The sequence below is a fragment of the uncultured Draconibacterium sp. genome (assembly GCF_913060805.1).
Lineage (GTDB): Bacteria > Bacteroidota > Bacteroidia > Bacteroidales > Prolixibacteraceae > Draconibacterium.
Genome location: NZ_CAJXTC010000015.1, coordinates 1 through 14,213 on the forward strand (window position 1 = coordinate 1; position 14,213 = coordinate 14,213).

The 14,213-nt window shown below is 42.0% G+C and carries 5 protein-coding genes; 1 reads left to right on the forward strand and 4 read right to left on the reverse strand.

Going from position 1 to position 14,213, the window contains the following annotated elements; translation table 11 throughout:
• The 4 genes from QZ576_RS10720 to QZ576_RS10735 all read right to left on the reverse strand — a co-directional run.
• Nucleotides 1-2,897, reverse strand: a 2,897-nt coding sequence (locus QZ576_RS10720) for an HYR domain-containing protein (RefSeq protein ID WP_297096942.1), incomplete at its 3' end; no start/stop codon positions are given.
• A gap of 243 nt (nt 2,898-3,140) precedes the next feature.
• The gene (locus QZ576_RS10725; RefSeq protein WP_367270484.1) at nt 3,141-4,085 is read right to left on the reverse strand and encodes a type IX secretion system membrane protein PorP/SprF; all 945 of its coding nucleotides are present in this window, start codon (nt 4,083-4,085) and stop codon (nt 3,141-3,143) included.
• Between the two features lie 250 nt (nt 4,086-4,335).
• Nucleotides 4,336-11,220, reverse strand: a complete 6,885-nt coding sequence (locus tag QZ576_RS10730; protein ID WP_297096944.1) for an HYR domain-containing protein — start codon at nt 11,218-11,220, stop codon at nt 4,336-4,338.
• Between the two features lie 436 nt (nt 11,221-11,656).
• Nucleotides 11,657-12,868: a dipeptidase gene (locus QZ576_RS10735; RefSeq protein ID WP_297096946.1), complete on the reverse strand. Its 1,212-nt coding sequence runs from the start codon at nt 12,866-12,868 to the stop codon at nt 11,657-11,659.
• Between the two features lie 236 nt (nt 12,869-13,104).
• Here QZ576_RS10735 and QZ576_RS10740 point away from each other — a divergent pair, with 236 nt between their 5' ends.
• Nucleotides 13,105-14,181, forward strand: a complete 1,077-nt coding sequence (locus tag QZ576_RS10740; protein ID WP_297096949.1) for a DUF3810 domain-containing protein — start codon at nt 13,105-13,107, stop codon at nt 14,179-14,181.
• The last annotated feature ends 32 nt before the right edge of the window (nt 14,182-14,213 follow it).

Below are 14,213 nucleotides of genomic sequence, written 5' to 3' on the forward strand. Positions count from 1 at the left end.
GATGTTCCGTCAGGTGACCATTGCCACTGGATTGTTCCCGTATAACCGGTAAGTGTCAAATCCGATGGACTACTGTTCTCACAAATCGTCTGGTCAGCACTAGCTGTTCCTCCTACACTGGTCGGATCAACAACCACATCAACATAATCACTCGCAGTAAAACCGTTTCCATCGGTAACCACAACTGTGTACGTTGTTGTTGAAGTTGGACTTACTGAAACAGATGAACTTGAAGCACTAAATCCGACAGGAGTCGAAGACCAGGAATAGATCCACCCGGGATCTCCTGTAGGAACGGCTGTTAGTAATACCGAAGCTCCATCGCAAATTTCTTCGTTTGCCACTCCACCATTTATTTCAACGGTTGGTGCATCCAGGGTAATTCCTGAAAGAATAATTGTCCCGTCGCCGGATAATCCAGTAGCAGAAATTGTATTGCCACTTGCAGCATCACCTTTAATCCACGGAGTGCTTCCGCTCCAAACTCCGGCTGCAATTTCCGACTCTGTTCCAGCAATATCAGCAGATGAGTAATTGGCCGAAAGCGAGTAGTTAACTGTCAGGTCATTAAAAGTAATAGTCCAATAACGCGACAGGAAGTTCGTGCTGCTTGCGTTATCGCTGTATTTTACATCGGTTGTCATAATTTCGATAAACGGATCAACCCCGGAAGAACTTACGGAGATTATCGTGATGTCAACTGAAACATCGTTTCCTGAACCATCATCAAGCGGGAAAGAATAAGTCCCGATGCCAGAAATGGTTTGTCTTAATGAATTTCCATTTAAGTTAATTGAAGTTGCACTGTTAAGCGATAAATCATTAACCGTAAGATCACCCCCTAAAACCAAGTCTGCATTAGTGGAGGAAGTAATACGATCAAGCGGAATCTCACTCGAAATAGTAAAGGTAGAACTGGCAGGTGTTGACCCGTTTCCAAATTGGAAGGTTCCCCCAATTGTTGTTTTTGCACCATTACCAGTTCCATCAATTACTCCTAAATCTAGAGCAGATCCCGCTGTACTAGGATTTTGGAAAACAATAGTCCCTCCTGTGAAATTAAAAGCGCCGTTGGTAGTAACATCTAAAGATCCAGTTCCACTTTCATTATTTCCAGCAGTTGCTAATGTTATTATTCCACCACTAATATTAATCCCAGATGGATAACCTGCCAAGGTTCCTCCTGCGGTATTTTCAAGTCTACCAGTAATATTAACCGTTCCTCCAGAAACAATAAAAGCGCCATCAATTTGGGTATGTACTCTATTTCCAATGCCTGTTCCAAAAGTTGCACCTCCCGATGTTACTTCGATTAATCCTTCATTTATAATTGAATAATAACCGGTTGTTAATATTCCACCCGACACTCTCAAGCCGGATGTTGACGGAATCGTATTATTTGCATTTACAATATCTGTAATATGTGTTGTCGAACTTTCAATATCAAGGACTCCATTATTGAAAGTCAAATCGGTAATGGTGATATCACTTTGAACATTCAAATCAGTCGTCACATCTGATCCTTTATTCAAAATGAACTCATTAAACGTTGTAGCTGAATCACCACTAATAGTAGCACTTGTTGATCCAGTAAATTCTACTATACCACTTCCTCCGGAGTAGGTACCATCATTGATCCAGTCGCCATTTACGTTTAAAGAAGTAGCACCGCTGTGGTTCAACGTTCCTGCTAATGTAATATCATCACACTCTGCAGCTACGTCAATCGTTACCGTAACTGTATCAGAAATAGAAACATTATCTACAGAAGTTGGCACATGTCCACAACTCCATATTGAAGCATCACTCCAGTTTCCTGAGCTGGCAGTACACTCAGCCATACCCGATTTCAAAACCACCGGCGCTTCCTGCTGCTCTTCTTCCGCTTCCTCACCCACATAAATCAAATGCTCTACTTCTGCCAAATTTCCATCAGCATCAGCAATACTGTAGGTTCGGGTAATGGTATAAGGGCAACGAATTCCTGAACTCTGCTGTCCTTGATACTTAAAGCTACTTTGATCGATATTACAATTATCAAATGCCATTCCGCCGGCATCGTAAAATTGTTGCCAGTTGGTAAACGCATCGGGTATCGCATCGCCACAGTTAAGCGTAATGTCGTGCGGAGCAAAAATTTCAGGAACCTCTTCGTCAACCACTGTAACGGTAAAGCTGTACTCCAAATTGTTGTATTCAATACCGTCGTTAATGGAGTAACTTACCTCGGTTGTTCCCACGGGGAAAGAAGTGCCCGGCTCATGACTTCCGGTTATCAGTATCTGGCTGGGGCTGGCACAGTTATCGCTTACCACAGGATCGGGCCAGTCGACAAATGCATAACAGTCGCCAGCATCAGCCCTGACAGTTATATCTTCCTGAGGGTTTTCCAGGCGTGGAACCTGGTTATCAGAAACCGTAACAGTAAAGGTGCAATAAATTGAGTTGTTGTAATGAGTTGCACCGCGGTAAGTAATTACTGTTGTTCCCTCATTGAAAGAATAACTGTTAAGCTGATTAACGCCGGAACTGTTTGACGAAGCTTCTGTTGCCCCTGTCATTTCCCAGGTAAGGGATGATATTATCTGGTTGGGATCTTCAATTTCTAAACCTGCACTGATTACCGCTACACACGAGTTCAGGTCGGTATATGATGTAATATTTTCGGGACAAATTAAAGCTGTGGTATCGTTGATAAAAGAAGCATACGTAACCCTGTCGCCATTCATAGTAATTCCATTACCATGTACAGGCAACAACTCTGCGGCTTCGATATTTTCCTTTAACTCAGGCACAGAGAATTCCCAACTTACAGATTTAGCGTCCATAATTCCAGCCATAACAGCCACTACTATTAATGCTATTCTTAAAGTCCGGTTACGTAAAGTTTCTGCCACTCAAACAATTAAACAATTTCATGAGTCTCATCAACACACCTGCTACCCATTTGTATAGCAGTTACCAAGCATCTAATTCAGAATTGGTGTTATTTTACACCTATCCTAAATTTTTTGGATCTTATACGTGTCCGGATTTTGAACCTTTACTGTTCTACTTTCCGGTTAGCATACTTCTATTAGTTCTCATCTCGTATTGTTTTTTGGGTATAAAACACTCTGTTAAAAATTTCATCTGTATCATCAAAAATATCTTGATCTTAAATAACTTCGTCCAAAAAAGTCCACATCAAAACCAAACGTAAATTCAAAGGTTCCGTTCTGATATGGATATATATCGTTTGTTGTAATATCCATTGCAAATCCTACTCTAAACTTGTTAGCGAACATCCAGTTGCCTGTAAAACACACTGCCCCCCCTGTACGAAAAAGTACACCAAGCCATAAGCTTTCGCGAATCATAAAATTTGCGGCAGCATCAACTTGTAAAGGCGTTCCCCAGGTTGCTTTTACCAGCAAAGTGGGTTTAAAAACAAAATAGTTAAACGGATCGAGCGGAAGTACATAGCCACCATTCAAGTAAATGGTGCGCACCTCGGCACTGGTAGAATAGTTGTGGAAATTCTCTTTCAAATCGTTCTCAACGATCTTTGGAATAGAGAATCCTGCATAAAAATAATCCTGGTAAATAAATAGTCCGAAACCGAAATTCGGCAGAAATTTTAAATCTACATCTTCATCAAAAGCCCTGTCGTACTCTCCGTCGGGATATAATTCGTATTCGGTAAGCGGATTTTTGTAGTTGGTAAAGCCGAATTTCACTCCCATTCGCATGCGGGTACGGCGCGACAGGTATACCTCGTAGGCATAATCGCCTAGTATTGTTAATCGCTGTTCTAAACCAAAACGGTCGTTCATGATGTTAAGACCAACACCAACAGCTTCGTTTTTTAAAGGTGAGTGAAATGAAATGTATTCAGTCAGAGGCGAGCGGTTAATCCCGGCCCACTGTTTTCTTACTAATGTGGTAAAACCAATTTTTTCCCAAATACCTGCATATGCCGGGTTAATAATCTGGCCATTATACATATATGAGGTAAAAATAGGATCTTGTTGTGCACCACATCTGAGCGATATTAGCAAGACAAATATCCCTAGTACAACAATTCTTTTAATGACGATACAAATTTTCTCTTTACAACTATGGCAAACTACGACATTTTATTAACAAATGCAACGATATGCTGTACAAAAAGATATTCACAAACCCCTAACGAATTCAGGGATTTTGAAATTTTCCTTGTTAATAGTCCCACATTGGGAATTGTTAATAACTCCAATGGAATGCAAAAAACAAACAATAAAACATTCTAAACATAGTTATTGGAAAATTAAAAATCAAGCGAGCAGGCTACACATCACTCATATTTACAGGGATTCAATAGTTATTTTTTATGATTTCAGGACGTGGTGTAATCTTAATTTCTTCCTCTCTTGTTTCCGACATGTTTCCGTTGCAATCTTCGACCCAATAATAAATACGATGAACAACTTCGGTAAAAAACACACCATCGCCCCAAAGATTTATATCGTTTGCAAACCCTGTTATTGGATGAATATAGGTCGATGGTTGCCCGGTTCCTTCGATATCGGGATGTGTTAAATATGGCCCGGTTGGATTTAACGGATCCGGTGTAGCTGAAAACTCGATTCGCCAATGAACAGTCATATCAACCGAATCGCAACAGTTATCTTCAAGCAATAAAAGATCCAACGACGTATCTCCAATTTCAAACAGCCTGTAATCGGGGCTTGGACTTTTTTCAATATTAGGATTTACACCGTAAACAGGATTTGGATTTGACGGATTATAAATCGCCCATTGAATCGGATCAACACAATTCTCGTATGGTTGTGTTGTAAAATCCGGAGGTATGGTATCAATTACTACTACCCGGTGAGAACAAGTATCGAAACCGGAAGCATTTTCTGCCCGCCACGATATCATATTAACACCCGCGGGAAAGTCAATGTCGCCCAAAGGAGTTGCAGTTCCGGGTGCCGGACTTGAATAATTACCTGTAAGATCCGGTCGTCCATCAGCAAAAATAACCGTATACGTCCACTCAATTGGCGGTACTCCCTGAACTAAATAAGGAACACCGGGATCAAAAGTTGCCTCGCAATTATTTTCTGTGCCATCCAGATTAATAGTAGTATCCGAAGGACAGTCAATCTCAGGTCGGGCACGCACAATTACCAAAAACGAACAACTCTCCTTATTTCCATTTCTGTCGGCAATAGTATAAGTTATGGTAGTAGTATCAACTAAAAATGTATCGTTGTCAGGGATAAAATTGATTCCGAATGCGGAAGAATTCACAATTGTTCCATCGGGACGAATCATTTCCCACGTTAAAACTGAGTCGGGGCAGTTATCGCTGAAAGTTGGCAAAGCAATGGTTTTTCCGCTTGCAAAATCCCGGTTTAGGTCAGCATCAAAAAGATAATCTCCCGGACAGGAAATGGACGGCGGGAGGTCTTCAACTGTCACAGCTACTTCACAACTATCTATATTTCCGGATATGTCGGTAATATACCAGTTAAAATGCGTGGTTCCAACAGGATAAAATCCGCTGGCATCGGAAGCCGAGGTTCGGAAAAGCGAGTTATTCCAAACTGAATCGATTTCGTTACACGGATCGACATAAGTTAGCTGACCCAGTGTAAGATTTGCACCACACTCACCCACTTCTGCGGTTGCCGTTACAATTGCCTGGGGACAAGTGTAATTTGACGGCCGGATAATATTGTGAATGATCCTTACATCGAACCAGCAGGAGTCTTTATTGCCGTCAGGATCCGTTACTGTATAGGTAACTGTTGAAACCCCGATATCAAATTGTTTTCCCACCACCGACCCGGTGCCCGATTCGGATGTTGCTCCATTGATTCGGTACGTGAGTTCCAACGAATCATTGGGCCAACAATTATCAAAATAATCGGGAGGCAACAGGGTAACGGGCACTTTGGAACAACTATCAGCATCTGCAATCTCCTCAACATCTTCGCACCCTGTTATATTAATTCCGGGTGGTGTAATATCGTGGATACGGACATCAAAAAAACAAGAATCAGCATTACCATCCGGATCGCTAACAATATATTTTACTGTTGTCAGTCCCACATTAAAATACTCGCCGGTTACCGGTCCGGAACCATTACCCGAGGTAGCACCAGTCATGCTCCAATCCATGGTTAGCGAATCGTTAGGCCAACAATTATCAAAATAGGTTGGCTCAGGTATTTTCGCCGATATTTTTGAACAGGAATTATCACTTACCGTATCTTCCACACTCACCCCGCAGCCAACACCGATCCCGGGAGGTGTAACATCAACGATACGAACCTGAAAAGAACAATCGGCAGTAAGTCCTGCGGCATCAGTTGCCAAGTAACTAACAGTGGTAACACCAACCGGGAAGGACAATCCGGTAACGGTACCATTGCCCGAGTCGCTGGTACCATCGGGAAAAACACGTGTATAGGTCAAGGCGGGGACCGAACAATTATCGTCCATAGTAGGATCTGTAACTGCACCCAATGTTTTGGCGCAGAAATTAAACGAAGCCGTATCGCTAACATTCCCCGGACAAATGATTGAAGGTGCTTGTGTATCGCTAATGGTAAATGTTGCCGATGTTTGTTCGTTGTTATCGCAATCATCGGTAACAGTAAATGTAACGGTAATCTCGTTATTTGCCGGATCGTTGCTCCATGTTGCGGTAGCAGTATCGGCTGACCATGTTAAGTTATCGTCGCAAAGATCGGAAGCAGAAGCATTCCCATGATTTGCCAGCCAGGCTATGTAGGCAGGATTTTCATTGGGATTGGAGCCGGTACATTCTGCCGTTCCAACAGTGGCTTCGGTATCAATTACAGGGTTGGCATTATCATTCACATAAATAAATGCTGTATCGGTTCCCAGGTTTCCACAATCATCAGATGCACTAAAAACCACTGGTACAACTTCTCCGCAAGCCTGTGTGATTCCGGCAAAGTTGTTCGTCACATTGTCGGGAAGCAAATTTCCAAATTCATCTTCAACATAGGCCAATTTCAACCAATCTATAATGTCCTGAGGATCATAGTCGGCACATTCAATCGTCAAATCATTTCCAGGCGCAAACACATTGTAGGGCGTATAATCATATTCCCAATCGAAATTACGGATGGCTTCATTGCAGATTACACCAGTTTTAGTCTCGATTACTTTTAAGGAATACGGCCCTGTTGTTGAGGGCTGATAACTTGAAGTTGAAACAGCATTTAGCGGCGTACCCTGCGCATCGTAACCGTTGTACCAATAATATTCGTAGGTGTAAGAACCTGACGGCGCCGGATGAATTGTAACATCGATGATTGGCGGATCATTCTTACAAACTGCCTGCGGATCGATATTAAAGTCGATTTCGATTTTTGGAAGTACAACTATTTCCACAACATCGCAGTCAGTACCTCCGGCACAAACCGATCCCTCATCCGCAATATTTCCACATACTTCGTAACGCACAATAGCGGGAGCAGTAGAATCAGGGGTGAAAGTAGGATTCAGGCTTCCGGAAGGAGGATCGAGAAAACGCTCATAACCATTACCTGATAAATCGGTAAAGTAAACAGAACTTTCTGTTACTCCCTCAATCTCTATCTCTCCGCTGCAATCAACACGAGTAGTTAAGTCTCCGGTAGCAACAGCACCCGGCACTGAAATAAAAGTAAAATCGTTAGCGTTATTTCCTTCCTTACAATACACAAAGTTGTAAAATTCTGACTTTTGAATATCGTCGCCGGGAATACAAACCACATGGTCAATCGGATCGATATCAAAACAATTGATCCGGTAGTCTTTTGAATTAGGCAATGCTCCATCAACCAATATAGTAACACCAACAGCAGCATCATCCAACTCAATATTAAAAGATGTGCATCGCATGTTCTTTTTACTTTTAAAATCGCAGCAAACTCCTTCTTCGTCTCTGCGTATATTAGTTAACTCCACAGAACCACTAGGCTGGTCGCTTAAATCAACATAATGGGTTTGTACATCGCCCTGACAGATATAACAATCGCTAACATCATCAACATAAATTACAAAACTACAGGTTGATTTATTCCCACACGAATCGGTTGCCTCGTAGTATTTTGTTACCGTTTTGGGGCAAAACCCGGTACCATCTTCCAAACCGGTGTATTCTTCATCAACAAATTCAACTCTTACAGGCGCTCCACAATTATCAGTAGCTGTAACAACAATTTCACTGGGTAAAGGAATATCATCAGGAGTGGCTACATTCATATCTGACGGACAATTGATAACGGGTGGAGTATTGTCTTCAACGGTTATGGTTTGATCATCGGACCATGAATTCCCTTTACAATCGGTAGCCGTCCACGTTCTTGTTATTACTTTTCTCCCATAACAATTTCCGGCTACTTCCGAATCGGAATAAGTAATAACAAGCGATGCACTTTCGTCGCAATTATCGGTTGCAGTTGCCTGTCCGGTATTGGCGGGGCTGCTATCTTCGTGACATTCAATGGTAGCATCTTCGGGAACATTTAGTGTAGGAACCTGATTGTCGACAACTGTAATTTTCTGAATAGCAGTAGCCTCATTTCCCATTAAATCCCGTACCGTCCAGGTTCGATGAATAATGTAATCATTACAGCTCCCGGTTGAATAATATGTGGGATCATCATTGTATTCAACTGTAATTTCGGCTAATGCCGAGCAATTGTCCTGAATTCCGGTAGGTGTTCCCAAAATTGAGGAGGAAATATCGGGTGGCGAACAGTCACTAACGGCATAAACGGTAACAACACCCGGAACCGTAAATGTTGGTTTCTCGTCGTCAACAACTTTAATTTCAATTGTATCACTGTAAACCGTTCCACACGAAGGACTCCCGGCGTCGGTTGCCTCGAGGCGATAATAAGTAGTGGCGGTTAAAACCGGCGGGGAGTAACTTAATCCGGACTCGCCGGCATTACTCCAGCTAGTTCCATCGGTGCTTTGTTGCCACTGGTAAGAAAAAACATTATTCCCGCCACCCGCAGGACTGGCAGAAACTTCCCCTGGCGCAGAATTGTAACATATAGTTGCATCGCCGGTTAACATTGGAGCAGTTATCGGTTCTGGTTCTGAAAGGCTGACATCTCCAAGATTTACCAGGCAAGCTGGATTATCAGCATCCCTGATTTGTACTGAATATGATGCTGCAGGCAATCCAGAGAAGTCACCACTCGTCTGCCAGTTTCCACTGTTTAAACGATATTCATAGTTACCCAAGCCTCCTGATGCCGAAGAAACGGTTATGCTTCCATCGTCAGCCCCGTTACACGAAATGTTTGTTGATGAAACCAAGGCATTTAATTCATCCGGCTCAGTAACTGCTGCACTGGTTGATGCAACACAACCGTTCCCATCGGTTACGGTTACCGCAAACGTGTTTGCTGCAAGTCCGTTCAAATCTTCAGCACTGTTGCCCGTATTCCACAAATACGCATAAGGCAAGGTTCCGCCATTCACTGTCAGATTTATTGAACCATCAGTACCGCCATAACAGCTCACGTCGCTAACAGCTGTTGAAATGGATAATGCTGATGGTTCGCGAATCATTGCAGTGGCACTTGCCTGGCACCCTTTCGAATCGGAAATTGTAACGCTGTAATTACCGGCAACCAGCGAAGTCAGATCTTTATTTGTACTCCCGTTATTCCATAAATACGAATAGGGAGGAGTTCCTCCATTCACGCTTAAACTTACCGAACCATTGCTGCCTCCATTACAACTAACATTTACCGAAGTTGCGGAAGCGGACAAAACCAACGGCTCGTTTACTATTGCAGAAACATCAGTTGTACAACCTTTGGAATCGGTAATAGTTACCGAAAAGGAACCCGCAGAGAGCCCCGTGGCATCTTTGTCGGTACTTCCATTATTCCATAAATAGCTATAGGGTGGGATACCACCATTTACCGAAAGAGTAACCGAGCCGTCATTTGCTCCGTGGCAACTAACATCAGACACAACAGCACCTGCGGTTAAAACTGAAGGCTCGTCAACGGTTACAGCAGCCGATGCATTACATCCATTTGCATCGGTAACAGTGAGGTTATAGCTGCCGGCAATTAAAGCATTCGGATTTTTAATGGTAGCTCCGTTACTCCACAAATAAGAATAAGGAGGGGTTCCTCCGCTAACCATTACATCAGCAGCTCCATCATTACCACCATTACAACTAACATCAACAGCCACAGCACTTAGCGTTAACTCTCCGGGCTGATCAATGGTAAAATTCTGCAAAACAGTACCGTCAGCATCCGTAACCTGAACAGTGTAAGTACCGGCCGATAAACCTGAAACATCTAAAGTTGTTGGTCCATGTGACCATTGAATAGCGGTTATCCCTCCATTTGTTGAACTCGTATCTAAATCAATGCTGCCATCATTTCCGCCATAGCAGGAAACATCAACAATATTTACAGGGATTATTGAAACATTTGCATTAGCAGCTCCTGATTTTAGCACTCCCTCAGACTTTGTTTGCTCCGTATTGATTTCCCGATCAACTTCGCTTCCAACAACATTGATGTAATGCTCCGTTCGGCTAATATTTCCATTAATGTCGCTGATTTCATAAAAACGCGTTACGGTATAAGGACAAAAAATTCTACTGCTTATTTGGCCAAGATATTTAAAACTACTGTAATCGGGTTCGCAATTATCAGTAACATTTCCGCCTGCCTGTTCAAATTGCTCCCAAGTGGTGAAGGCATCAGGAACAGCCTCACCACATCGGGTCGTAAAAGGTTCGGGGGCCATTATAACAGGGCTTTCATCATCTGTTACGGTTACCCGGAAATTATGGTGTGCAACATTTCTTCCATCGCTTATCTCGTAACTAACTATTGTTGTTCCTATTGGAAAATATTCGCCCGAAGAATAATTCCCATTGATTGTTATCTTATCTTTTGGAACACAATTATCGCTTGCCTCAAGTGATGTCCAAAACACTTTTGCACCACATTCGCCTTTACTGTTACTCACCTGCAGATTACCCGGCGACCGGATTAAGCGTGGAGCATTATTATCGGTTACCAACACTGTAAAAGAACAGTTAATCTCCCTGCCATTTTTATTCATCCCGCGATAAACGACCATGGTTTCTCCAACCTGGAAAACGTAACTTTCGAGTTGATTCACTCCAAAAGCTGATGAATAGTCGGTTGTTGCACCTGACATTTCCCAGGTTAACGACAAGATTTTCCCATCGGGATCCTGTATTTTTAAGCCTGACGATATGGCCCGCGAGCAAGAATTGAATTCGGCAGGAACAATAATATTTTCCGGATAAGATAATCCTCCAACCGAATCAATTTTGAAATTATCCGAAGTTCTTGATACATTAATAAAAGGTAACCCAGATAAATTAGAGCAGAGAATTCCAGATGCATTTTCAGCTGAACTGGCTCTAAAATACGTTATGAATATAATTATCGTTACGACAACTATTCTAAATGTCTGGTACTGATTACATTTAACCACCGAAAATCAAGGATTTATTCACTCCTATATACTCCTATCTGCAACTTCAGACAAGGGATTCGGTAAACAAACACCCCAACTCGACAGTTGCGTCAAATTAAGGACGCAAAACTAAAATTTTAAAGAAATTATTAACAATAAATCATTGCATTTAATCGAAATTTTGCACGGATTTAAAGACCCTCAAAAAGTTTCCTCCCCAAACTTTGGCGATTTCCTCTTCAGTATAACCACGCTTAAGCATTTCGGCAGTAATGTTTGGCATCTGGCTAACATCGGCACAATCGGCCAGTCCGCCACCGCCGTCAAAGTCCGAACCGATTCCTACGTAATCAATTCCTACCAGGTTTTTCACATGGTCGATATGATCTACACAATCGGCAACAGTTGGCAATTGTTTTGGATATTTCTCATCCAGTTCGCGCCATTGTTTGCGAACTTCTGCCTGTTCAGCTTCGCTCATTTTTGCAAAGCGGGTATTGAAAATCTTTCTTATTTCCTGTTCTTTTTGATAACGAACAGTAGTAGTGTCAGGATCTTTAATGTAGTCGTCGAGCAGACAAATTTGGATTACGCCGCCATTTTTGGCCAGTGCTTTAATCATATCATCGGTCATGTTTCGGTTATGATGTGCAATAGCACGCACACTCGAGTGCGAAGCAAAAACAGGCACCTTACTCAGTTCTACCACATCGTAAAACGATTTGTCAGAAATATGCGACACATCGATCAACATCCCCAGGCGATTCATTTCTTTCACCACCTGTTTTCCGAAAGGGCTTAATCCATTGAATTCCGGTCCATTTTTATCAGTTGAAGAGTCGCAAACGTCATTATTCGACGAGTGACAAAGCGTTATATAACGAACTCCTTTATTGTAAAACTCCTCAACGCGGTCGAGTTCCTGACCCAACGGAAATCCGTTTTCCATACCAATGTAAATAGCACGTTTCCCATCTTTTTCAAGGCGAACAACATCTTCGGGATCGGTGGCAACCTCGGCCATGTTATTATATTTTTCACATACCTCGTATGTTTTCTCGATCATTTTATTTGCCATTTCGTAGGCATTTTGCGTATTCTCTTCGGTGCGCGGACGCTGGCTGGTAAAAGCTGCAAAAAAGATGGCATCCAATCCACCTTCTTCCATCCTCGGAAAATCAACGCGGCTACCCGGCGATTCGTTTGATTTACCCACATCCAGACCGCCTTCTAACAGCGCCATTGGCGTATCGCAATGTGTATCAATTGTTATTGCACGTTTATGAACTTCCATTGCTTTTCCGTCTTTTCCTTCACAAAATCCATTTAAACCCGCTAACAGTCCCCCAACCATCAGCAAAAAAGAATATGCCTTAATCATTATAAAGTTTTTTGATTTTAAATTGAAAACAATTATAACAAATGTATTTTATAATGAACAATTTTCTGCCAAAAAGAATTCGAATTGTAAGTAAAAATAAATTTTAGTCGCATCAACTCCTCTCCGAATGCCAAAATACCTATACATATTTTACACCTGTAACGACCTTGCACAAATCGGGAAGAAATCGCACGCCAAAAAATCTTTAATTTAGTCTTGTATCTTTACACAAAAAATTGCGAATAAATACAAAATACAAATGGCTTGTTCTTCCGGCGTTGGCGGGAGTAATTTTTGTACTTACAGTTTTCCTGCGCCAGCACCCCGGCCTTGTTGAAACCTGGTACGCTCGGGGACTCTATCCTTATATCGCATCGCTACTTTCGAACCTTTCTTTTGTTTTTCCCTTTTCGCTTGATGATATTTTTTACGCAGTGTTGATTTTAACACCTGTAGTTCTGCTTGTTCAGATTTATAGAAAAAGAACAAGATGGAAAGCTGCAGGAAAATTTTTGCTCAACATTCTTGCCTCAATATATATCCTGTTTTATGTGCTTTGGGGATTCAACTATTTTAGATTATCGTTACCCGACCGGCTTGGAATAAAAGACAGGGAACCCGATACAGAGGAGTTTGTGCAATTTATTCATCAGTACATTGCAGAATTGAACGAATTACATTGCGATTTTGACACCATCGACAAAACTAAAATCGACCGAATTATAGAAGAATCGTATCAACAATTGGCACCGGTTTTACAGTTCGATTACCCGATGGGAAAACGCCCCGACAAAAAAATTACGTTTAGCGAATTCTATTCAAAATCAGGAATCACCGGTTATTTCGGTCCATTTTTTAACGAAGTTCATGTAAATAAAATGGTTTTACCCATCGAATATCCATTTGTTCTGGCACACGAAAAAGCCCATCAACTGGGTGTTACCGGTGAAGCCGAAGCCAATTTTTACTCGTGGTTGATTTGCACCAATAGCTCGTCGCAACAAATTCGGTATTCGGCGAAGTTGTTTATTTCATTCCATTTTTTCAGGCAGGCCCGAGGATTGAAAGAGTATAAAAAACTAGTTGCCGAAATCTCTCCGGAAGTACAGTCCGACATTAATAAAATAAGCGAACATTGGAGAAAACTACGCAACGCAACCATGGACAAAACGGCGTCGAAAATCAACGATGCCTACTTAAAACACAACAATATAAAATCGGGGATAAAAGATTATACCGGCGTAGTTGACCACGTTATGAACTTTTCGTTAGATTCAACTTTTCAGCAACGCCACGGTCTTGTGCCCCATTAAATTCATTTACTTTTACAGCGTATAACAAAGTT